We start from the raw sequence: 21,746 nt of genomic DNA on the forward strand, positions 1-21,746 counted from the left end.
GTAGTCAATTCTGAATAAAATTGCAATTAACTACATTAATAATCAGCATCTGTGCTTACCATTAAATATCATCTGGTTCTTTTAAAATCATAACAGAATCAATGATAGCTTTGCGATGTGCCTGTAAGACGCGGTCAACTTCACTGATATGAGATACTATCCGTGATACATCAAAGTCATCACTAATAAAACGGATTGTTCTGGTACTTGTAGCTGATTCCTGTATGGAAAACCGAAATCTTTGCTCTATAAATTAACTTATCGTTTGCATAAATTTCACGTATAAGTTAATTTTAACCCAGTTGAAGGAGGTTGAAAGATGTTTGAACTTTTGTATCATCCGGAAGCTGCTGAGGAAGTAGAAGACTTACCGGGTGCGCTTCGGGGTAAGATGGCAAGATTACTGGACCAATTAGAGCAACGTGGCAACGGGCTACGCTACCCGTTAACAAGACCCGTTCGGGATAGTTTATTTGAATTACGGGCTTCGGGTTCAGACATCGCGAGGACGCTATTTGTGTTCCAAAAGGGGAAGCGGATTTACATCTTACGATGCTTTGTGAAAAAAGGAGATAAAACTCCACCACCTGAAATAGAGTTAGCGCTGAAACGACTGGAGGATATGACACATGGCTAAAGTAACTCCTATCTCACATTCGGAAGTGAGAAAACGTCTTCTTAATACACCGGAAGCTCTGCAAGCCTATGCTGAGGCCACAGAAGAATATGAGTTGCTAGAACAGCTCACTGAATGGCGGGAAAAGGCAGGTCTAAAAAAAGTAGATGTGGCTAAACGGATGGGAATTAACCCGTCCGCAGTTACCCGGATTGAGAAGAATGTAACGAGAGCTAGCTGGCACACACTTAAACGTTATGCTGCTGCATGTGGAGTTGAATTATCTTTGACTACGAAATAATGTTGTAAAATGCGTGTTCTGTTGGTGATAACACGCAGAGGCACACTTATCTGGTATGCCCTAAAATGGCTTCCAAAAGGAAGCCATTTTTCTGCGGTATTCCCACCTAAAATCTCGTTTTTTTCAGCGAAAGTAAAAACAACATATTTTTAACGATAAAAGCGCTGATTAAAAACCAGAGAAAAATGAAAAACGCATCAATATAAGTAAGGTTAAGGCAAATAAAATAGGCCATTGTAATACCAATAGCAGAATCGAGCTGATCGAATAAAATAAACAGCTGCTTATTTTGCTTCGGATGTTGTCCCGGTGGTGCGCCGAGTCTCCTTTTCAACCAGGAGTTTGGCAATTCGAAAAGAACGTAACCTAAACCTGCCAGAAACCCGGTAAATAAGCAGGAACCAATCGTCCGTGGAATAATGGTGTCCTGTGTTTCGGTACAGAGTATTAACCACAGCGGTGAAAATAGCGCGGTAATAATGGGTACAGCGATAAAACCACGCCAGGTCTTGTTGTAACCGAAATAACGTTGGTGTACCGGGATAGCCCAGCAGGAAAAATAGTTTTTCGTAACAATCACCATGTGTAAACAACCACCAAGGATAACGGGGATAAGTAAAATCCCCGCGTGATAAAAACTATTGAACATAGAGACTCCAGAAATGAAGACCTGTAAATAAAACAAACCCTGCAAGTGTTGTACTGACGATAGTACTGAGATGTTTGAATTTATAAAACGGGCGATCCCATAGCATGGCAATACTGAATGCAAGGAGCGCTAATGTCAGTAAAAGATGGGTCAGCCCCGGCGTTGCCACCAAACCTACCAAAGCGTAACCACTGACAATAAATAAGCTCCAGAATACGGGCATACCAAGATAGGAGAGTCGATCTTCATCCTGAATATTTCCGACTTCATTAAATACGGATAATCGCAGACAACCGCTGATTATCATTAAGATAATAAACAGCGAATACCAGGATTGATAACCGGAAAGGTATAGGATGATGGACGGTGAGATCAGGTAAATAAGTTGATCCATAAATCCATCAAGATAACGGCCAAAAGGGCGAACAATATTTAAGTTCCTAGCCAGAATACCATCGAGTGCGTCGCCAAGCATGGCAAGATATAAGAACGCAATGGCCAGATAGTGCCAATGCTGTAATGCGGCTGCCACAGAGAGAGCGCTAAATACGGCTCCGCCAATAGTGATATAGTCCGCTCTGTTTAGCTGGATGATGAAATGGTTACTGTTCATAATTTTTCCTTGTATGGAAAGGAGGATAATTGGCCTTTCCTGAGCATATTTATCAGTGCGATGCGGTTTATTTTGCTGTTATGGCGAATGTCGACGGGAATAGGATTGGCATAATAAATCTGGGTGACCAGAGTGAGATCCAGTTCGTCTAAAATGGCGGATAAACCTGTCGGCAGGGTGGTGCTTTCCAATATCAGCGCGGCTCCACCCAAAGGATGCAACACAAATGCGTTCCGTGTGACGTTTGACAGTTCATTGATCCTTTTTTCTACTAAATAGGGATGGATGATGCGTCCATCATCTAACAGCACCTTGTCTTTTACCCGTCCAAGCAACCAGAGCTGTCCTACGGTATCCAGGTAGCCAACATCACCGGTACAGTGCCAGATCCCTCCCTGTTTACGCGGGAGTTTGTTTTCTTTCGTTGCTTGAGGATTATCAACATAGTCTTTGAGCACATGAGGCCCGGCAACCAGAATTTCACCTATATCACCGGTAGCCAGCGGAGTAATTTGCTGGGGATTAGCGGTTATCTCTCTGATACATATTTCCGCTTGTGCGACGGGTTTCCCGACCAGATAACCATCATGCGTTGCCCAGTGATTTAATTGTGTTGTCATTTCGACCGTACTGATCGGTTCGACCTCGGTGGAGCCATAGACCACCAGACACAGAGCATGTGGGAAGACTGCCTGGCAGTTTTCAAGCAGTTCCTTATTGGCAGGCGCACCGCCCACGATGACAGTCCGCACATTGGGGAATGACAATCCCTTATTTCTGGCATAACCAGTGACTTTGCTCATATAAGCGGGTGCGCCGCTGAGGCAGGTGATGCCCTCATCTTGCAGCTGCCCGACGATCTTCTGCGCATCAACAGTTGCAGGATGGGCAAAATCAAAATCAGGCAGAATACTGCTGTTGCCGCAACACAATGAATGCAGCACCATGACGGGGAAACTGTGCAGGTCTATCTCGTTCTTTTCACCGGAAAAAATCGCTTTTATGGCATAAAGTTGTGCTAACAGGCTGTCATGTGTACGGTTTGCACCTTTAGGCATACCGGTAGAACCAGAGGTAAAAGTAATTAATCCAGTCGTATCCGGCGGTAAGTCCCGGCAGATAAAGTTATTCATTGATGAATGTTGGCTGGGCGCTTCCAGTATTTTCATGCCCCAGATAGGCTGTCCGATAACAAAACGGCGCAGTCGCCACAGTTCGGGGATCAGAAACCAGAATTTTCCTAACGCAGGTTGGGTGATAACCGCCGATAATTTACTGTGCCGTAGCGTCTCCCTGAGTTGTTTTCTGGAAAGTCCCCGCTCAAGCATAACCGGAACCAGCCCCAATCCCAGAATGGCGATAAGCAATGGGTAAAGTACTAAGCCTGGCTGAACAATCACTAATAAGCGATCGCCGGCCACGAACCCGGCTTGGGTTAACAGATGCTGGAAGTGGGATGCATGAGAAAAAAATTCCCGAAAACTTAAACTACTGCCGTGTGGTGCTTGCAGGGCTAAATGCTCAGGGTGTTTTTGGGCCACATCGACAATTGGCTGACAAATATTTGTCATGCGAGCCTCCTGTGATAAAGCGCATATTGGTGTCTGGTGGCAGCGGGTGTATTGAAAAGCCGTTCTGCGGTCTTTAACGATTTATTATCTTCACGCATCAGGGCACCCCCCAGGTAGGGATGAATGCGGCTGGCACTTTGCTGATATGAGTGATACAGCGCGTGATATAGCCGACTTCCCCGGTATTGCGGTGCAACTGCTACAGTTTTCAACAAGCCTATAGCGGGCTGACCTTTTTGGTTCACGGATAAGCTAAGAATTAACCCGGCAATCTCACCGCTGTTGGTTTTCGCCAGGAATGATGCAGGGTAATGGCAAAAAGGTTTAATAAACTCCTCACCGCAATACTGTTGAAATATTGTCCAGTACGGTGTGGTGTAAGCGAAATTCTCGCCGAAGACCGAATCAATGAAGGAATATAATCTAACCTGTTCCTGCATCCATAATTCCGGCGTTAGCGGCAGTAATGTCGCCTGCGCCTCAGGGAGCCTTTGCCCGCGCTGATAGTCCAGCCGAAAGTTGTTTGCTACTGCCTGGGTATCGTCGAATATCGAGGCGTAGTTGTAACGGATACTAAACCCCAACCCTTCTAACAATAGAGAGTAATAAGGCGGGTTGTAAGGTTCATGCTCAAAGGGTGGTACATCAAAATGATCAAGCCGGACGCGGTAATGCCCGAAGGTCGAAAAGTTAATCGGCCCGTAGAGATTGTGTGCGCCATTTTTCTTAGCCCACTGTTCCAGAGCACTAAACAGCATGGTGTTGCTTGCCATATCATTATCGGTTTCCCAAAAACCGAAAAACGCGGCGGATTGACCATCAACAGCATGGGGCACTAAAAAACCGGCAAGACGGGTTTTCCCCGGAATACAGCCAATCCAGGCTTTGCTGTGATTAAACCAGGGATTTTCCAGACTGAACTGTTGTTGTACCTTCTCCCGATCTTCGCCAGGCCAGAGCGGCCAGTCACGATAGATTGTTGCCGGAAGATCGAGAAAACTTTCAGGCAGTGGATTGGCCGGGGACCATTCGCCCATGAAGATGTCAGACATGTTCGCTCCTTGCAGGTAATTCTTCTGTAGTGGTGTCGTGCAAGCGGATAACACTCCCGGTTGCACCATCCATACGTACCCGATCGCCATCTTTTAAAATTTGGGTGATTGCGGGAATGCCGACAATGGCGGGGATCCCCAGTTCACGAGCGACAACGGCAGAATGCGAGAGGGTGGAACCGCGTTCGATCAATAACCCGCCTGCGGTAGGGAATAGTGGCGCCCAACCGGGATCGGTACGGACGGTACAAAGGATCTGCCCTGCCAATGACATCTCATCCTGTGGGTTTTTAATTAAGCGGATAGTCGTTTCAACTACCCCTGGATAACAGCCTATGCCCTGTAGCATCCCGCTATCGGTTGGCGCCTGTTGTTCCTGATAGGGATAGCTGTAATCTTGTTGTTGATACAGTGAGCCTCTGATAAAGAAGTGGTGAGCAGGTTCATCCTCTGTTTCGTAGCTGGCGTATTCCTGTTGGCGTATAGCGACTAAAGGCTTAAGCTGGGTCTGCACCGCTGTTCCTTCGTAACTGCTGTAAATTTCCTCTAGCGTTAGATAGAAAATATCGCGGGGTTCTGCGAGGAGTCCTTCTAATGCATATGCTTGGCCGAGCTGTATGAAAATATCCCGGTATAGCCCAAACATACGGGTTCGGGTGAAGCGCATATTTTCCCGGTGGCGTATCGCCTGACGTAATTTACGCAGATTTTTTTTGAAGGCTTCCATACGCCTGGAACCAAGTTGCTCGCGTATTTGCTGAAATGCCGTGTTTTCAGCCTGAGTACGCAATTTTCTTTCCCGGCTGGACAAGGTTTCTGGTGTGAGGGTATCGATCGCAAGGTAGTTTTTTATTATCAGAAATAGAAAACTGGGATCTTGTTTTAGCGTAATGGTTTCCAGCTTCAGCTCACCCATAGTGCGATCGCCATATTTTTCAATATAATCAATGCACTGTTGGTGGAAGGACGCATCGAGTTTGCGTACCTGAGTTAATAGGGTACGTGCATCGCCGTGTGTTAGCAGGGTGCATAATTCTGAATTCTGGCGTGCGTATTGGCACATTTTCAACAACACTTTAGTTGGCTGGGTGCTTTCTATATCTTCATCCCCGGAGAGAAGATCGCCTAATAATGCGGATGAATTTTCAATACCCGCGGCGGTCAGTCCCCGGTGTACCCGGCCATTGAACATCATCACGTAAAAGTCATTCAGGATAGGCGTCGTCCAGCGTTGTAGCAGATGTTCATCCAGATATTTTAATTTCTCGATCAGTTGGCTGCTGTTGCAGGTGTGCAATTCAGTTCGTTTTATTGCGGCGGCATGTTGTTTAAACTGGTCTAAGAAGAGTTCTACCCGCTGATCCATCGTTCTGAAAGCATATAGCAAGCGCAGGAGTGCCCACCCCATCTTTGGAAGTTTTTTTATTTTATCGCCCAGTGAGGGTGTTTTATCTTCAATAAAATCAACCGGGTCTTCCAGCCCCATCATTCTTTCCATATCTTTTTTATTGGTTTGGAAAGAGGGCAGTAATAATAGCCCTTTGTACCAATTGTTGATGTTGTAATAGATTCTGCCTTTAATTAAACCGAGCATGTTTTCCAACATGGAACGATGCTGATTAACTTGTTTATCCGAACAACCTAAGGCACGTATTGTCTGTTCATAAACAGTGGCATAACCTGCGCGGGCAAAAGAGAAAGTCAGCGGCGTTGTTATTCCACAATAAGATTCCTGAATATTGGAATTATCGAAAATAATATGGCGTTCGCTTTTATCATCCTGACGGGGCAACCGGGTAATTGGCCGGGTCTGTAGAATAAAGATTTGGTGGTTTTGAATCGTCCACTCAATATCTTGTGGACATCCCCGTGCCGCGGCGATTTTTTTGCCAATATCCCGCAATGCATAGATTTCGCTATCAGGTAAAGTCGGTTCCCACTGTTTTTCTTCCACGACGGGTATCGTTACCGTACCGCCGCCGCGGATGGTATCGAAAACACTGGCTGTCTCTTTTTGCGTAATATGGTGTTCGATTTCAGGCGTGGTGAGATGAACGGAAAATTCATCGGTATCACATTCGCCGGAAACCACACCTTCTCCTGTGCCCCAGGCGGATGAGATGAGGCAATGTTGTCTGCTGCCGGTCACTGGATGTGCAGTAAACATGACACCAGAAACTTCACCGGCAATCATATTCTGAATGATGACAGCGCTACGGATATTGCCCATCGGCAGCTGTTTGTGTAAACGATATTGTAACGCGCGGGTATTAAAGGCTGAGGCCATCACGGCGCGTAAGCTGTCGGCAAGGGCAGATTTGCCACGCTGAAACAGATAGCTGTCCATCTGTCCGGCGAAGGACGCGTTGGCTGCATCTTCACCGATAGCTGATGAGCGAACAGCAAAAAACGCATCCGGGAAATTCTCTGACAAAAGAGCTAATTCTTCTTCTAACTCAGCAGGCAACGGAATTGACTGTAGCCATTGGCGCAAAGGGGCGGCGATGGCGTCGAGTTTTTCCTGGCTAATATCATGTGGCACGGCGGCTAATTGTTCCACAATGTTAATCGCAAACGTATCGTTGATTAATAAACTGTTCAGCACCTCGCTGCTGATGATCCAATAATCAGGCACAGGGAAACCGTTTTGCGTAAGCCATAATAAATTAGCCGCTTTACCGCCTAAGGAATGTTCTGCTAATTCAATAGCGCTATCTTGAGTATAGAGATATTTCATGTTGTTCCACCAATGCAGCAATAGTACACCTTGCCTATATCATGGCCCTATCTGCGCGTAATAATATTGGCGTAGGTCAATCAATAAGACACGAATGTATTACAAACTATTGCTGCACCCTTATTTTAGAGGGAGAGTAAATTAAATAATTTATTTGGGTTACTATTAGTTCCGCGTTAATGAAATAAGCCAGCGGATAGTTTTCATTGTGCGTTCCATAAATGGATAGCCAACGACATTATGCGCCATCATATAAAGCGGTATTCTTCTCATCCATAAATCACGTAATGCGAGCTCATAGCCACGTCGCCAACTGATTGGATCGAGAGAAATTCCCGATTTTTGTTCAAGTTCGACCCGGTGCAGTTCAATATAATAGGCCACACTGTCCGCATCGCTATGCTGGTCTAAACTAAAGGCCAGTAATTCAGCAAGGTCGCGCTGTGGCAGATGCAAAGTAGACAATTCCCAATCCCAGGCGCATAAACGCAATCCTTCTTCCTGCTGCCGGAAGGCAATATTCCGTGGGTTGAAATCCCCGTGGATCAACGTCCTGGGCATTTGTTCGATTTCTTGCCACCAGGTGGCGGCATTATCTACCCAGTGCTGAAAGTCTTGTTGTTCCTCGGCGGTGAACAACTCAGGGAATGCCTGGTGAATAAAATTGCCTAGTTTTTGCCACAGGGGCTTCATTTGTGAAACGGTATCGGCGTCAGGAATTTGCAGTTGTGGAAATTTCCACATAAGCTCTCCTTCCCGCCCTAACCAGATGGAGTGAATATCGGCTACCCCTCTGATAGCGGTTTCAAGATGGTGCTGTTCCCACGGTGTTTCCAGGTTAATATTGTTCATTAGCACCATATCCTGGAGTAATTCTTCAATCAGGGCATAAGTTCCGGTTGCCTCATTTTCAATCACACCATAGATAACGGGGATATAGCGCATCAACTGTGGATTTTGCTGATTCATAATAGCCAGCTCACGGCTATGACTTTGGTGAAATTCAAGCTGGTGGGCAAAATCTTGGAAAACAGCAAATAATTCAGGGGAACAGTGCTTGGCAATATCCAAGACCATTTTAACGATCTCACTCCCCAAAGGTTTCAGTTTCAGCATCACTGGCAGAGTACGTTGTGCGGATGTCGTCATCGCAAAGGGAAATAAACCAATTAAACGTTCCGCATAATTCGAACTCAGATGTGTCAGCAAGCTGTCCTCATCATTGTCAGAAAATTCAGGTTTGATCGTGGTCAGGTAAGCTCCCTGTAACACAGGATTAAAGTTTGCCTGCTGGAAAAATGACAGATCAAGCTCCTGTAGGGTGTGCGGAATAATACTGCTAGTGTGGGGTGTGCGGTTGCGGCCAAGTCTTTCATGTGATTGGGCAAACTCATCCGCTGCAACAGCTGACAGTGTTGAAATATCAAGAGCCAGGCAATAACTGGCGATGATTTCAGCCAGGCGGGCAGTGCCGTTTTCATCGGTGCAGCCCAGCATATTCAGACATTCACGTTGGTGTGGTAAATAGGTTCCGCCACCGACTGTTCCTACGATTAGCGAGGGTAGTGTGACACTGCAATAGACTCGGTTATCGGCAGTTAATGTCATGTGTAAATGCGCGACTGATGATTCATGCACACAGGCGATGTCTTGACCGAGGGCAGTAAACATACCGGCGATAACATTTGCTGCATTAATATTTACGCCGATCATCCCTGAGGCGATAGCCCCCTCGCAGATATGATGATAAGCCGTGACAAGTTGTTTCGGAGTGACTCTCAGGATTTGCTGACAGGATTCAGCACTGAGATAAACCTCGGCGACGACACGTGTCCCACGTCCTTCAATAAACGTTTTATAAGACACTTTTTTATCGCCGGAAGTATTACCATCTATTATAAAGTGGCGCAGTGGTATAAACGCCATCTTGGCGAGTTGTTGTTGGATCCATTGGCATGCATACCAGGTGCAGACGGTAGTCATATTTTGGCCTGCTGCTGCCGCTGTATTGTAGATGAACTGCAAATGGACGCTGCGCCCAATGATTTGAGGTTTTATTTCCAGTAATCGCGCATGTTTGGAGTGGCGGCCAATTTCATGTCGTATTTCGCTGAGATGCTCGTTAATCCAATCACTGAACATGACGCTGTGTGCTACGCTGTGAAATTCAAAACGGGGGGCTCGTATCATGCGTTGGCCGAGCACACGGGTAGTGGTGCCGCCTGATTGCATAATGGCGAAGGAGCCACGGGATATCGACGCAATTAAAGCACCTTCTGTGGTGGCGAGCGGTGCATAATATACCCCTTGAGCGTATTGTCCCTTTATCAAGAGCGGGCCGGCGATCCCCACCGGGATTTCTATTGAACCAATAAATCCCTCAATGGTTTTTGTTAGTTTTGTCGCATCCAAATGGGTAGCGGCTACGTGTTCCAGTGGATGCCCAGTATGTTTTGCCAGATAATCCAGGCGCTTTTGCCGGGCTTCCTCGGTATATGTATAGAGGTGGCGGCGGGGCAATAATTCTGCTTGGGTTGCTTCTGTGCGGACGGCAGATGCTTCTTGGTGTTTAATGCTGAATATGTCATGTGATAATTCGAGAATAGAATCTCGCGCACAGTTTTTTATGTGAGCAGTGGTATTATCTGAGACATCAAATACGCATGATTGGATTTCTTTTTGCAACATAACTATATTTCCTTTAATACCTAAGCAAACCCAAGCTTTATTAAGATGCTGGCAGTGCAAACTGAGTAACCCAGTACCATAAATATTCCCACTACAGCCTCATCGCGTTTGCGATTCTGGATAGTGGGGCGATGAAGGAATTTGCCTAATTGCCATAGACATAATGCATAACAAACGACCAAGATAATTAACGCCCATAACGCTATACCATCAGTGGTGATATTGATTAGCCAAATCTGTAACGCCAACATTACGGTGAGTAGTGATGCGATAATAGCAACGGCTATTTTTCTGCCGAAAATAGATGAATAAGTCGGTATTTCCAGACGCTCTTCATCCGGACCTTTACATTTGCGCGTAATTTCGAAACTGAATCCAGAGAAAAAGCACAATCCCATTAAAACCCATATTGGGAAAGTGAGTGCGACGTTAGGGCTGGCGATATTGCCCAACCACCAGATAATGAGCGGCATTACCAGCATATGGGAAATGGCGTACCAAGTGAGGTGCTGGTTTAACCATTCACTGATAAAGAACTCTTTCCCCATAAGGCAAGTCCAGATAAAGACTAATAGCCAGGCAAAAGTGACCGAGCCAACGCCTCGATCTAAAAATAGACTTCCACCCAATTGCAATGCGATACAGCAGATACCGAGTACCCGTAGATTTTTCAGCGTAATAATACCGCGCTGTAAGATCCGCTGTGGGTGGTGTTCACAATCCAGTTGATAATCCTTATGCTCATCGAATATCCGTAATAGTAAAAAATAGGAGAAGGCCATCAGGCAACCGAGCAGGATTTCCCATGACAAAACAGGCTTTTCCCCTATTGAATAAAAAGCTACGGAATAGCTGATGATATAAAAAATAAAGAAAAGCGGTGCATTTTGTAGCGGGAAACGCTCATCCATCCATAGCTTTATCCTCTTACCAATGAATTTTGAATAGATCTCTTGGCCTTCCATACGTCATTCCTATTTATTGTATAAAGATTAAACTAATATACGTTTGTAACAATCCAATCCAAGGATAATAAATCCAAAAGTAAATCTTAATAAAGTCTATACGTGCTTTTTAGCCGGTAGCCGTAAGAAATACGTGTCGACTAGCGCCATACGTTAAGCCAAAAATTTGCAATCCGCTATAATCAGGACGTGTAAATTTGAATATCAGTATGCAACTTATGTTTACATTTTCTTTCATAACTGTATGTTTGTCTGATGTTTTTGATTTTTTGGATTGAAAAATAATGGGCCTTGATGTCATGTGTCGGTCCGATATAAATGACATCTACCCCGTTATCTACAGCAACTATGCTCCACATAAATAAGCTTTTTGTGGGGCAAGTCTGTTCTATATAAAATACTGGAATAAAGTAATAATAGTTAATAATTGTAATTAACTTAATGGTGAGATGTTTTGATTTAGAGCAGTTTATAGGCGGATATTACCTCAATAGTTGAAAGGTACAATTTACAACTGGTTCTGTATTGGATTCTTGATGTAGGATCGGAGAAATACCAATATATTCTGGTTGAATAGCTATGCTACTTTATCAAGTAAGGAGTTTGAGCTGTGTTAGGAAAAATCCGCGATCTTAATCTGCGCTGGTTTACTACTGTCCGTGATAATCATTTAGCTGTCAGCCAGCATCAGCAGAGAGAGGTTAATTTTATCGGCGAAGCCAATAGTCTGATTTTAATAGCTACCCGCAAAGAAGAACGGGATATTTTGTCTTTCTTGAGTTGCTGTCGTTTGTGTATTACAGGAGATACAGAATCAGGGTTGTATGTTGGAAATTGGGTAGATGCGATAGCACTGAAGTCTATGCCTACCGCTCTTCGTACCGGTTTATTGCGGTTGGTTGAGTTTATTAAAGTCAGTTTACCGGAGGGCGCAGAACATGCGCGATTATCATGTTGATCAGGGTAGAAATTCCAGTAGATGCAGCGGGAATAGATCAGTTACTGCGGGAATCTTTTGATACCCCGGCAGAAGCGGAATTGGTACAGCAATTACGGGAAGATGGATTACTCACGTTGGGTATGGTTGCTACGGATGAAGAAGGTCAGGTCATTGGTTATGTGGCATTCAGTCCGGTAGATATTAATGGTAAGGATCATCAATGGGTTGGTTTAGCGCCGTTAGCGGTTTCTGAAGAATATCGCCGGCAGGGGATTGGTGAAAAACTCGTTTATGAAGGTCTGGATAGCCTGAATGAATTTGGTTACGGCGTAGTCGTTGTTTTAGGTGATCCGCACTATTATCGCCGGTTTGGTTTTACGCTTGCCAGTGAGCACCAGTTACATTGTAAGTGGCCAACGTGTGAGCCCTATTTTCAGGTATATGAATTAGCTGACAGTTCCTTGGCTGATTATACTGGGCTGGTTACTTATTCTCCCCATTTTGACTGTTTCTGATTGATGCCAAATATTTTGCTATACAGGTGGGCTGGCAAATAACCAGCCTCTCTTTTTGCTGTTTACTTAATTGCTTTACCTGATATTCCAATCGTGAGGCACTGGCTCTGTCTCCGGCATAACTGTTGAAAACCAGTTGTAATGGCCCTTTCCCTCTCAGTGCTTTTGCTCCTTTACCTTTTACATGTTGTGCAAAACGGCGGTTGATGTCTGTCGTTATCCCTGTGTACAGCATTCCTGCCTTCGTTTTCAGCAAGTAAAGAACCCATTGATTTTTAGCCATATAACTTTTTCTTAATTTTTTATTTTTGATATTTATATTTTACTAAGACGTTTTTTCTATATTATTTTTCCGAATAACTTAGTTTAAGTCATTATAATATAACAGTTTTATTAAAATTTGTTACATATCAAATTCCTATATATCGTATTTTTTGTTCAAAAAAATTGAAATAAAATAGCAATAATTGCTAATTTTTATTCTGGCCGTTAGATCATACTATGATCCACATCACAGAGAGTAACTCATTCCATTAAAAATTGATCAAGGATCATGTTATGAAAAACGTAAAATATATTGCTGCTGCTTTGGCTTTAAGTGCTATCTCTTTTGGTGGTATGGCAGCAACAGAAGTTCAAACTACTTCATCCGCCAAGGTTGGCGTGGTTTCTGTAACCGGTGCTGATACCTTGGAAAGTTTGAGTGCCGAATTGTCCAAAAAAGCTGACAAAGCCGGTGCATCTTCTTTCCGTATCATATCTACTAATGGTAAGAACCAATTGTCAGGTGTTGCTGAAATCTATAACTAATTTATAGTAGAACACACTGAACTCTGACTTTGTCGGGAGATGTCAGAACACGCCGCAGGATGATGTTTATCCCGGCGTGGTCCTGGGTTTCCAGGCTAATAAAATCCTCCCATTGGAGGGAGTGTGAATACCACTGAAAACTTTCAGATTATCCGCCAATACCTCGCAAGACAGCATGTCTTCACGCTTTGCACAACAACAGAAAATGATATCTGGTGTGCAAGTTGTTTCTATGTTTTCGATGCCGAGAAAATAGCCTTTTGGTTTATGACTGAATCCCATACCCGTCATGGTGAAATGATGCAGATAAACTCACAGGTGGCAGGTACTGTTGCCGGGCAGATTCGTAATATCGTGCAGATAAAAGGTATTCAGTTCAAAGGAGAAGTCATTCGTCTGGAAGGAGAAGAAGATAAAGCTGCCAGAGCACGTTATTGCCGCCGCTTTCCTGTGGCAATTGCGGCTAAAACACCTGTTTGGCAACTGAATCTCAGTGAAATAAAAATGACTGATAACACGCTGGGATTTGGTAAGAAAATCTGCTGGCAGCGATAAAATTATCTCAGCCGATGAATAATCTGGTTGCGGCTACCGCGCCATAATAAGCCGGGATCATAAAGATTCTGGATAAACTTACCATCTACCAGCACATTAATATAGCTAACAACTTCTTGTTGGGCTTGGCTGAGTTCACTTAGCAAACAGCCGGTCCACAGCCAGATATCCTTTTCAGGGCACTCTGCCGTGACCCGTTGTACCAGTTTCAGGATCACGGATATGTTGTATGGATGAAGAGGATCGCCGCCAGACAGAGACAGCCCTTGTCGTTTAATGCGGCTATCCTGTAAATCAGCGACAATATGGTCTGCCATTTCCTGAGTAAATAGTTGGCCGGAGTTTGTTCGCCAGGTGTTTTTGTTATAGCAGCCGGGGCATTGGTGCTCGCATCCTGCGACAAACAGCGTACAGCGGGTTCCGGGACCGTTAACCACATCAACTGGGTAATATTGGTGGTAATTCATTTTTTAGCCTGCCTGAATGCATCTAATTGCCCATTTGTCAGATGTTTTACTCTGCGTTTTACCTCTTCTTGCTTGCCTGAATTGAAGGGGCGAGCGTCAGGACTTCCCAGATAACCGCAGACACGGCGGGTTACCGATACCCTAGAGGGGGTATGATTGCCGCAACGGGGGCAGGTAAACCCTTTACTGGTGCAGGAGAATTCACCGGTAAATCCGCAGTCATAGCACTCGTCAATCGGGGTATTGGTCCCGTAATAAGGAATGTGTAAGTAGCTGTAATCCCAGACATCTTCCAGTGCTTTCAAATTATGTTGCAGATTAGGATATTCGCCGTAACAGATAAAACCGCCGTTTGTCAGTGGTGGATAAGATGCTTCAAAATCCAGTTTATCGTAAGGATTGGCCTTCTTTTCAACGTCAAGATGGAAACTGTTGGTGTAATAGCCTTTGTCTGTCACCCCTTCGATAACACCAAATTCAGCAGCATCAAGGCGGCAGAAACGATCACACAGATTTTCACTTGGTGTGCTGTACAGGCTAAAACCATAACCCGTCTCTTTTTTCCATTGATCAGTTGCTTTTCGCAGATGGCTAACAATTGCGAGAGCTTTTACACGTAATTGCTGGTCATCAAATAGATGAATCTGATTGCCATACAATGCGTTAATAGTTTCATGAATGCCAATATAGCCCAGAGAGATAGAGGCCCGGCCATGTTTAAAGATTTCAGCGATATTATCATCGACTTTCAGGCGAACCCCGCAAGCTCCTTCCATATAAAGGATTGGAGCGACCCGTGCTTTGACATCTTCCAGACGGGCAATACGAGTCATCAATGCTTGTTTTGCCAGTGCCAGACGCTTATCCAGCAATCGCCAAAAATGTTTTTCATCTCGTCTAGCTTCGATAGCAATCCGAGGCAGGTTTAAACTGATAACTCCCAAATTATTGCGGCCTTCATGAATTTGCTCACCATTTTCTTCATAAATACTGAGGAAACTGCGGCAGCCCATTGGGGTTTTAAAGGAACCAGTGACTTTAACAACCTGATCGTAGTTAAGAATATCAGGATACATTCGCTTGCTGGCACATTTTAGAGCCAGTTGTTTGATATCGTAGTTGGGGTCACCAAACTTATGATTCAGGCCATCACGGATAGCAAATACCAGTTTGGGAAATACCGCTGTTTTGTGGTTCTTGCCTAACCCGGCAATACGGTTACGCAGAATAGATTGTTGGATTAGGTGGCACTCTTTTGAAGTACCCAGACCAAAGCCAAAAGTGACAAACGGTGTCTGTCCGTTGGCGGTATGCAGTGTATTAACTTCATATTCCAGTGACTGGAAAGCGTCGTAACACTCTTTTTCTGTCTGGGTTTCAGCGTAAGATTTTTTATCGGCAATATCCCACTCTTCAGCCACGGCCAAATGTTTGTCATAGCTGGCTTTAACGAATGGCGCCAATATTTCATCTATACGGTTAATCGTGGTACCGCCATAAATATGGCTAGCAACCTGGGCAATAATTTGAGCAGTTACCGCTGTTGCGGTTGCAATGGATTTGGGGGGCTCTATTTCAGCATTACCCATCTTGAACCCGTTGGTCAACATGCCTTTCAGGTCGATCAGCATACAGTTGAACATCGGGAAAAAAGGGGCATAGTCCAAATCATGATAGTGGATTTCACCTCTTTCATGAGACAGTACCACATCACGCGGCAGCATGTGCTGTTTGGCATAATGCTTGGCAACAATTCCTGCCAGCAGATCGCGTTGGGTCGGAATAACTTTACTGTTTTTATTCGCGTTTTCATTGAGCAGGGAAATATTGCTCTGTTCGACCAACCCCCTGATTTCCTGATTAAGGCGGCTGCGAGATTCCCGGGCAAGATCCCTGTCATGACGATATTCAATATAGAGACGGGCAAGGTGCTTATAGTTGCCTGCCATCAATTGGTTTTCTACCGCGTGCTGAATATTTCGTATATCAACTTGCCTATGGTCAGCCATTAATTGCGTTACTGCGGATGCAACCTGGGCACAGTACTCATCATCTATGACTCCAGCGGCAGAGGCGGCCTGTTTTACAGCATCTCTGATGCGGATTTCGTCAAATGGTACCTGACGACCATCTCGTTTTATCACAACAGTTTTCACAATATAACTCCTTGAGAATGTTATCTAAAGGTATAAGTCATTCTCGTTCTGATATTCAGCTTAAATAGAGGTGATGCTATATATGGTTTATTTTTTTATATTTAAGCACAATATGTAGTAAGTTAAAGTGAAATAATAACGACCTGATTTGATCTAAAACAAAGAACAGGAAGCTATATCTGGGAGACGGGAAAAAGTAAAAAACCCTTGGTCAATGGGTGAACTGACCAAGGGTTGATAGGAAATGGATAGGGATTATTTACGAACTGCAATAGCTTCGATTTCGATTTTAACGTCTTTTGGCAGACGGGCTACTTCAACACAGGAACGTGCTGGGAAAGCGGCATTGTGTTCTTTGAAGAATGCTTCATAAGTCGCGTTAACAGTGCCAAAGTCATTCAGATCTTTAACGAAAACAGTTGTTTTAACGATGTCGCCGACAGTCAGACCTGCTTTCTCAACGATGGCTTTAACGTTTTCCAGTGATTGACGAGCCTGGGCAGCGATATCTTCTGCGACATCACCTGTTTCTGGATTGACTGGAATCTGACCGGAAGTGATTACCATACTGCCCAGATCAACACCCTGAACATATGGGCCAATTGCAGCAGGGGCTTTCTCGGTATTAATCTCGTATGACATAGGTTCTCCTGTTAATGTAATAACTGAATAAATATTTCACCAAAGGGACTATTATAGTGCCCGTACTTGCCTCAGCAACTGGCGATTATTTACTTGCTGAGTATCACCACATTGCGATCAAACTCTTTCTCGCAGTATTTGCAGGTCAATACCACATCTTCAAATGTGACTTTGACCCGAAAACTGCTTTCTACCGGCTCATTGTGGCTGATGCAATTGCTATTAGGACAGACTAACACGCTATCAATACGCTCAGGCAGGTTAATTGGCAATTTCTTCACAACTTCATAGTCTTCAATACAGTTCACCGTTGCATTCGGCGCATACATAGCAAGCTGATTAGCCTGTTGTTCTGTCAGAAATGTGTTTTCGATTTTGATGAGATCTTTTTTACCTAACTGATTGGAAGGCAGGTTCAGGCCGATGGTAATGCGCTGATCGGTTTCAGTCAGCTTAAATAGAGAGAGTAACTTGAAACCTACCTGAGCTGGGATATGGTCAATCACCGTACCGCATTTAATGGCTTCGACTTGTAGTTGATGATCTTGGTTCATAGTGTTCTGTATGAATACATTTTAGTGACAACTATTTCTGTATTCATCCTCCAGATATATTGTTAAGAATCGACACGTCTTCCATTTTAGGTGGTGCCATCCTGTTTATCCAGATAAGACGCAGGTAATTCAGTGTCATCCTACGGTGGTTATTCTGTACATTGGCTTTAGCTGTCATAGCTATAAGGTGCTATATTTAGTTTAGTAATTTCATAAATTGTCAACCAAGAGGCCACATATGGCTAAACCTTTAAACTGGATATTAAACAATACTGCTCCAGGCCAAATTTTGCTCCAATCATGGCTGTCGGCACACGGTATTGATCGTAGTGTGTCTTGGAAGTATGTTCAAAATGGCTGGTTGGAAAGATTGGCTTTTGGTGTTTACTTCCGGACAGGGCGAACTCCTGATTGGGTGGATGCGGTACAGTGCCTTCAGGCACAATGGAATTCACAGGTTCATGTTGCTGGTTTAACAAGCCTGAATCAACAGGGCTTCTCACATTACCTCGAACTGCGTCGAACCCATGTGTGGCTATGTTTACCTACGAGAACATATCTTCCCGGTTGGCTAAACTATTTTAATAATATTAAGTGGTCAGCAATATCTGACCGTAGCTTGAATATTGAACTGGGGGATTTTCTCACGGATATCATGATTTCTGGGCGTACAATTAAATCGAGTTCAATGGAGCTTGCTGCTTATGAGATAGCGAACAGTGTGCCTAAGATCATTACCTTCACTTATGCTGATGAGCTATTTCAAGGTTTATCTAGTCTCAGTCCGAGAAAACTACAAAAGATTTTGTCTTCAAGCCAATCGATACGGACTAACCGTGTGTTCCTTTTTCTGGCTCATCATAACCGTCACATTTGGGCTTCACGTCTTAATGAAACCGAAATCAAGCTGGGTACGGGCAATCGACAGGTTGAGGTAGGAGGTAAGTTGGACACCACCTACAAAATAACTGCTCCCAGTAAGTTCATAGATAAAGAGTGTTTTCATGGATAGTCATATTTCGCAATATCGAGAACAAGTTAGATTGTTGATTAATTCATTGCCGCAGGTGGCTAAGGAGAAATGCTTTGCCCTTAAGGGAGGCACGGCTATCAATCTATTCGTAATGGATTTTCCTCGGTTATCGGTAGATATCGACCTCGCTTATGTACCGGTATCAGACCGTACTACTGACCTTAAGGCCATATCAGAAGCGCTGGATCGCATCGTCACAGACTTGAATACAAAAGCTGGTATCCGGGCCGAAAAGTTGCGGGGCCAGGGAGAAGAGATTCGTATCCACGTTTACTCGCGTGAGACGATGATAAAAATAGAGGTGAATCATGTTTGGCGTGGTTTATTGATAAATCCAAGTGAACTTGAAGTGTCAGAAAGAGTTGAGGATGAATTTGGTTTTGCTGCTATTAATGTTGTGTCTCGGCCAGATCTCTATGGTGGGAAGGTCTGCGCTGCTTTGGATCGACAACATCCGCGCGACTTTTTTGATATCAAAATGCTGATGGATTCTACTAGTATCACATCGGATATTTATTACGGATTTTTGGCGTATTTGCTGGGGCATAATCGTCCTATGGCTGACCTGCTCAATCCAAACTGGAAAAACAATACAAAGATCTTCGAAACCGAGTTTCAGGGTATGACAAGGCAGGATTTTTCATTAGATGAGCTGAACACTATTCCACAGCAGATGTTAGCGGAACTGAAAAGGCATTTCACTCAGCAAGATTTTGATTTCCTGATATCGTATAAGCAGTTAGAACCTGAGTGGAGACTATTCCCCTATAATATTGAGCATCTGCCAGCTATACGTTGGAAACAACGTAACCTCCGACAATTGAAGGAAAAGAACCCGGAGAAATGGGCCGCTTCTGTGGAGAAACTCAAAGTAACATTGCTCTGTAATTGGCTGAATTAGTTTGTATATTCCACTATTTGTGGCTTAAAAGGCCACAAATATCATATAAATTAAACTGGTGGGCAACTGTCAGTGTGCTTTTAACGCGAGATTACTGAGTCTGCCATTGATAAAAGTGTGAAGGAATACCTGATTCATGAGTTGGTATATTCTCCTAAAAATCCTAATATCTTGGTACATTCCCTTCTAAGAGCCTATCCCAGTAGGCGTAATTGTTGCAGGCTGCTCTTATGAATGAACAGTGAGCATAGGCAGTGTTCAGAAAATCGTGGCGTATACAGAGTACGTGAGGAGTGATTCGCTCTTTTTGACAAAGTGGTAAATAAAATAGCCCTAATGGGATGGGCTCTTAGTCGGACCTATTATGGTTATTGGCACAGTAGGATATGTGATTGGTAACTATGTTGGCGCAATTGTTTATTTTATTGTTACAGAAATTATGTGAAATTCATTATAATACTTTGAGACTAATATTAATAACTTATCTCATCAGGTTATATTATTTGCCATTCTTTGTACTAAAGAACCGAGCCGGGCAGTACTTAGACAAAAGTAATCGCTTTTGAACACACTTTTTAGTACTGCCCAGGCATACTGTCGTCTTGCTCACGAATGGGCAAGACGTATTTTGGTATCAGATTAAGTTTGTCTTCGATACCGAAGGTGAGTAAACAGACTTCTTAATCGCTATTTCAAAAGAGAATAATAACGGGTTATATTGATGGATATAAAAAATACTTTCTTTATTTTAATCATTCATTTAAAACTAAAGACAATAATGCCTGACGGGCATAAATACCATTTTCCGCCTGTTGAAAATAATAGGCATGGGGGGTTTTATCCACATCAACAGAAATTTCATCAATACGTGGCAATGGATGCAAAATTTTGAGGTTTTCTTTCGCACCTGTCAGATCAGCGGCATGCAGAACAAATTGCGCTTTTACATTGGCGTATTCTGATGGATCAAGGCGCTCTTTTTGCACTCGAGTCATATAAAGGATATCTAGTTCCGGTAACACTTCTTCTATGTTGGTATGCAGGCTGTAAGTTGCCCCTTTTTCATTCAGCATATGAAGAATATGATTTGGCATTGCCAATGCTTCCGGGGCGATAAAATAAAAATGGTTGCCATTAAATTTCGCCAACGCTTGTGACAGTGAATGAACCGTGCGGCCATATTTCAGGTCACCAACCATAGCAATATTTAGACTATCCAGCCGTTGCTGAGTTTCTTGAATAGTGAACAGATCCAGTAAAGTTTGAGTTGGATGTTGGTTAGCCCCGTCACCGGCATTGATAATCGGAGTATGACCGGAAAATTCGGAGGCCAGGCGCGGGGAACCTTCCTGCGGGTGGCGCATCACGATAGCGTCAACATATTGGCTGATAACGGAAATAGTATCTGCCAGTGTTTCGCCTTTCTTACCCAAGGAGGTGTTGCTACTGTCTGAAAAGCCAACCACGGAAGCGCCAAGGCGGTGGATTGCGGTTTCAAAAGAGAGGCGGGTACGAGTAGAGGCTTCAAAGAAACAGCTGGCGATAACCTTGTGTTTCAGCAATTCAGGCTGTGGTCTGGTTTTCAGTGTGGCAGCGGTTCGCAACACCAATTCCAGATCTTCGCGGCTCAGATCATTTATTGAGATGATATGTTTGCGATATAACGGATTAGCCATTTTTCACTCTCCTCTAATGCTGACATCCGGGGTGGTGATCATCAATTGATTACCGGGCAAAAAAAAGCCCCTCAATGAGGGGCATTAAATGATTGGTTTAGCAACGGGAAAAACAATGATTGCTCGCTGCCTTTAGGCAGTTGCACCCGTACTTTAGCTTGATGAAAAGAGGTGCTGTTTTTCATAATTTCTCCCGGCAAATTGTGGCGCATTATACTCGTGAAAAATCTCACAGCAAGCGTTTGCCTGAAGAAAAATGATATTGGCAGGAGCACCTCTTTACGGACATATCCCCGCGGATATCA

The 21,746-nt window shown here is 44.0% G+C and carries 21 protein-coding genes; 8 read left to right on the plus strand and 13 right to left on the minus strand.

What is annotated here, in order from left to right; all coding sequences use genetic code 11:
* Positions 1–319 precede the first annotated feature (319 nt).
* Together LGZ99_RS05330 and LGZ99_RS05335 are read left to right on the plus strand one after the other, a co-directional pair.
* A complete protein-coding gene (locus LGZ99_RS05330) occupies positions 320–637 on the plus strand; it encodes a type II toxin-antitoxin system RelE/ParE family toxin (protein ID WP_021323323.1) in 318 nt (105 codons plus the stop codon).
* Positions 630–917 (plus strand): helix-turn-helix domain-containing protein, encoded by a 288-nt coding sequence (locus tag LGZ99_RS05335; RefSeq protein ID WP_021323324.1) that lies wholly within the window; start codon positions 630–632, stop codon positions 915–917. The genes LGZ99_RS05330 and LGZ99_RS05335 overlap by 8 nt, the downstream gene beginning before the upstream one ends.
* 106 nt (positions 918–1,023) lie before the next feature.
* Here LGZ99_RS05335 and LGZ99_RS05340 read toward each other — a convergent pair whose 3' ends face one another.
* From LGZ99_RS05340 to LGZ99_RS05370, 7 genes are all read right to left on the minus strand, one after another.
* Positions 1,024–1,566 carry a CDP-archaeol synthase gene (locus tag LGZ99_RS05340; protein ID WP_021323325.1) on the minus strand — a complete coding sequence of 181 codons (543 nt, stop codon included), beginning with the start codon at positions 1,564–1,566 and terminating at the stop codon, positions 1,024–1,026.
* Positions 1,556–2,179, minus strand: coding sequence for a CDP-alcohol phosphatidyltransferase family protein (locus tag LGZ99_RS05345; protein WP_021323326.1), 624 nt, complete (start codon positions 2,177–2,179; stop codon positions 1,556–1,558). Before LGZ99_RS05345 ends, LGZ99_RS05340 begins: the two co-directional genes overlap by 11 nt.
* Positions 2,176–3,750, minus strand: a complete 1,575-nt coding sequence (locus LGZ99_RS05350) for a fatty acid CoA ligase family protein (RefSeq protein ID WP_036836748.1) — start codon at positions 3,748–3,750, stop codon at positions 2,176–2,178. Before LGZ99_RS05350 ends, LGZ99_RS05345 begins: the two co-directional genes overlap by 4 nt.
* A complete protein-coding gene (locus LGZ99_RS05355) occupies positions 3,747–4,802 on the minus strand; it encodes a hypothetical protein (protein ID WP_036836749.1) in 1,056 nt (351 codons plus the stop codon). The genes LGZ99_RS05350 and LGZ99_RS05355 overlap by 4 nt, the downstream gene beginning before the upstream one ends.
* Positions 4,795–7,539 carry a phosphoenolpyruvate synthase gene (locus LGZ99_RS05360; RefSeq protein WP_051769065.1) on the minus strand — a complete coding sequence of 915 codons (2,745 nt, stop codon included), beginning with the start codon at positions 7,537–7,539 and terminating at the stop codon, positions 4,795–4,797. Before LGZ99_RS05360 ends, LGZ99_RS05355 begins: the two co-directional genes overlap by 8 nt.
* A 165-nt stretch (positions 7,540–7,704) precedes the next feature.
* Positions 7,705–10,227 carry a hydroxymethylglutaryl-coenzyme A reductase family protein gene (locus LGZ99_RS05365; protein ID WP_051769068.1) on the minus strand — a complete coding sequence of 841 codons (2,523 nt, stop codon included), beginning with the start codon at positions 10,225–10,227 and terminating at the stop codon, positions 7,705–7,707.
* 20 nt (positions 10,228–10,247) lie between these two features.
* Entirely contained in the window at positions 10,248–11,192 is a 945-nt protein-coding gene (locus LGZ99_RS05370) for a prenyltransferase (protein ID WP_046974898.1), read from the minus strand.
* Positions 11,193–11,802: 610 nt separating this feature from the next.
* Here LGZ99_RS05370 and ubiT point away from each other — a divergent pair.
* Positions 11,803–12,150: a ubiquinone anaerobic biosynthesis accessory factor UbiT gene (ubiT, locus tag LGZ99_RS05375; RefSeq protein WP_021323332.1), complete on the plus strand. Its 348-nt coding sequence runs from the start codon at positions 11,803–11,805 to the stop codon at positions 12,148–12,150.
* Positions 12,144–12,647 carry a GNAT family N-acetyltransferase gene (locus LGZ99_RS05380; protein ID WP_021323333.1) on the plus strand — a complete coding sequence of 168 codons (504 nt, stop codon included), beginning with the start codon at positions 12,144–12,146 and terminating at the stop codon, positions 12,645–12,647. The genes ubiT and LGZ99_RS05380 overlap by 7 nt, the downstream gene beginning before the upstream one ends.
* Here the strand turns inward: LGZ99_RS05380 and LGZ99_RS05385 are convergent.
* Positions 12,616–12,930, minus strand: a complete 315-nt coding sequence (locus LGZ99_RS05385) for a GIY-YIG nuclease family protein (RefSeq protein WP_021323334.1) — start codon at positions 12,928–12,930, stop codon at positions 12,616–12,618. The two genes, LGZ99_RS05380 and LGZ99_RS05385, sit on opposite strands and share 32 nt — an antisense overlap.
* Before the next feature lie 275 nt (positions 12,931–13,205).
* Here LGZ99_RS05385 and bhsA point away from each other — a divergent pair, with 275 nt between their 5' ends.
* A complete protein-coding gene (gene bhsA, locus LGZ99_RS05390; protein WP_021323335.1) occupies positions 13,206–13,457 on the plus strand; it encodes a multiple stress resistance protein BhsA in 252 nt (83 codons plus the stop codon).
* Positions 13,458–13,580: 123 nt separating this feature from the next.
* A complete protein-coding gene (locus LGZ99_RS05395) occupies positions 13,581–14,012 on the plus strand; it encodes a YhbP family protein (protein ID WP_023044253.1) in 432 nt (143 codons plus the stop codon).
* A gap of 2 nt (positions 14,013–14,014) precedes the next feature.
* Here the strand turns inward: LGZ99_RS05395 and nrdG are convergent, their stop codons facing one another.
* The 4 genes from nrdG to pyrI all read right to left on the minus strand — a co-directional run bounded on the left by nrdG (position 14,015) and on the right by pyrI (position 17,831).
* Positions 14,015–14,479 carry an anaerobic ribonucleoside-triphosphate reductase-activating protein gene (nrdG, locus tag LGZ99_RS05400; RefSeq protein ID WP_023044254.1) on the minus strand — a complete coding sequence of 155 codons (465 nt, stop codon included), beginning with the start codon at positions 14,477–14,479 and terminating at the stop codon, positions 14,015–14,017.
* A complete protein-coding gene (gene nrdD, locus LGZ99_RS05405) occupies positions 14,476–16,635 on the minus strand; it encodes an anaerobic ribonucleoside-triphosphate reductase (RefSeq protein WP_023044255.1) in 2,160 nt (719 codons plus the stop codon). The genes nrdG and nrdD overlap by 4 nt, the downstream gene beginning before the upstream one ends.
* A 255-nt stretch (positions 16,636–16,890) precedes the next feature.
* Positions 16,891–17,277 (minus strand): 2-iminobutanoate/2-iminopropanoate deaminase, encoded by a 387-nt coding sequence (gene ridA, locus LGZ99_RS05410; RefSeq protein ID WP_132352963.1) that lies wholly within the window; start codon positions 17,275–17,277, stop codon positions 16,891–16,893.
* 89 nt (positions 17,278–17,366) lie between these two features.
* Complete coding sequence (pyrI, locus tag LGZ99_RS05415; RefSeq protein WP_021323340.1) at positions 17,367–17,831, minus strand: aspartate carbamoyltransferase regulatory subunit; 465 nt, start codon at positions 17,829–17,831, stop codon at positions 17,367–17,369.
* 238 nt (positions 17,832–18,069) lie between these two features.
* On the opposite strand from pyrI, the gene LGZ99_RS05420 reads away from it, so the two are divergent.
* Positions 18,070–18,843 carry a type IV toxin-antitoxin system AbiEi family antitoxin domain-containing protein gene (locus tag LGZ99_RS05420; protein WP_023044256.1) on the plus strand — a complete coding sequence of 258 codons (774 nt, stop codon included), beginning with the start codon at positions 18,070–18,072 and terminating at the stop codon, positions 18,841–18,843.
* Positions 18,836–19,765 (plus strand): nucleotidyl transferase AbiEii/AbiGii toxin family protein, encoded by a 930-nt coding sequence (locus tag LGZ99_RS05425; protein WP_036836755.1) that lies wholly within the window; start codon positions 18,836–18,838, stop codon positions 19,763–19,765. The genes LGZ99_RS05420 and LGZ99_RS05425 overlap by 8 nt, the downstream gene beginning before the upstream one ends.
* A 752-nt stretch (positions 19,766–20,517) precedes the next feature.
* Here the strand turns inward: LGZ99_RS05425 and pyrB are convergent.
* Positions 20,518–21,441: an aspartate carbamoyltransferase gene (pyrB, locus tag LGZ99_RS05430; protein ID WP_023045476.1), complete on the minus strand. Its 924-nt coding sequence runs from the start codon at positions 21,439–21,441 to the stop codon at positions 20,518–20,520.
* Positions 21,442–21,746: the final 305 nt, after the last annotated feature.

The sequence above is a fragment of the Photorhabdus temperata genome, assembly GCF_025384845.1.
Taxonomy (GTDB): domain Bacteria; phylum Pseudomonadota; class Gammaproteobacteria; order Enterobacterales; family Enterobacteriaceae; genus Photorhabdus; species Photorhabdus temperata.

What these genes read in the sequence shown, in the direction of transcription:
- LGZ99_RS05330 (WP_021323323.1), top strand. Translation starts at nt 320, where the DNA reads ATGTTTGAACTTTTGTATCATCCGGAAGCTGCTGAGGAAGTAGAAGAC.
- LGZ99_RS05335 (WP_021323324.1), top strand. Translation starts at nt 630, where the DNA reads ATGGCTAAAGTAACTCCTATCTCACATTCGGAAGTGAGAAAACGTCTT.
- LGZ99_RS05340 (WP_021323325.1), bottom strand. Translation starts at nt 1,566, where the DNA reads ATGTTCAATAGTTTTTATCACGCGGGGATTTTACTTATCCCCGTTATC.
- LGZ99_RS05345 (WP_021323326.1), bottom strand. Translation starts at nt 2,179, where the DNA reads ATGAACAGTAACCATTTCATCATCCAGCTAAACAGAGCGGACTATATC.
- LGZ99_RS05350 (WP_036836748.1), bottom strand. Translation starts at nt 3,750, where the DNA reads ATGACAAATATTTGTCAGCCAATTGTCGATGTGGCCCAAAAACACCCT.
- LGZ99_RS05355 (WP_036836749.1), bottom strand. Translation starts at nt 4,802, where the DNA reads ATGTCTGACATCTTCATGGGCGAATGGTCCCCGGCCAATCCACTGCCT.
- LGZ99_RS05360 (WP_051769065.1), bottom strand. Translation starts at nt 7,539, where the DNA reads ATGAAATATCTCTATACTCAAGATAGCGCTATTGAATTAGCAGAACAT.
- LGZ99_RS05365 (WP_051769068.1), bottom strand. Translation starts at nt 10,227, where the DNA reads ATGTTGCAAAAAGAAATCCAATCATGCGTATTTGATGTCTCAGATAAT.
- LGZ99_RS05370 (WP_046974898.1), bottom strand. Translation starts at nt 11,192, where the DNA reads ATGGAAGGCCAAGAGATCTATTCAAAATTCATTGGTAAGAGGATAAAG.
- LGZ99_RS05380 (WP_021323333.1), top strand. Translation starts at nt 12,144, where the DNA reads ATGTTGATCAGGGTAGAAATTCCAGTAGATGCAGCGGGAATAGATCAG.
- LGZ99_RS05385 (WP_021323334.1), bottom strand. Translation starts at nt 12,930, where the DNA reads ATGGCTAAAAATCAATGGGTTCTTTACTTGCTGAAAACGAAGGCAGGA.
- bhsA (WP_021323335.1), top strand. Translation starts at nt 13,206, where the DNA reads ATGAAAAACGTAAAATATATTGCTGCTGCTTTGGCTTTAAGTGCTATC.
- nrdG (WP_023044254.1), bottom strand. Translation starts at nt 14,479, where the DNA reads ATGAATTACCACCAATATTACCCAGTTGATGTGGTTAACGGTCCCGGA.
- ridA (WP_132352963.1), bottom strand. Translation starts at nt 17,277, where the DNA reads ATGTCATACGAGATTAATACCGAGAAAGCCCCTGCTGCAATTGGCCCA.
- pyrI (WP_021323340.1), bottom strand. Translation starts at nt 17,831, where the DNA reads ATGAACCAAGATCATCAACTACAAGTCGAAGCCATTAAATGCGGTACG.
- LGZ99_RS05420 (WP_023044256.1), top strand. Translation starts at nt 18,070, where the DNA reads ATGGCTAAACCTTTAAACTGGATATTAAACAATACTGCTCCAGGCCAA.
- LGZ99_RS05425 (WP_036836755.1), top strand. Translation starts at nt 18,836, where the DNA reads ATGGATAGTCATATTTCGCAATATCGAGAACAAGTTAGATTGTTGATT.
- pyrB (WP_023045476.1), bottom strand. Translation starts at nt 21,441, where the DNA reads ATGGCTAATCCGTTATATCGCAAACATATCATCTCAATAAATGATCTG.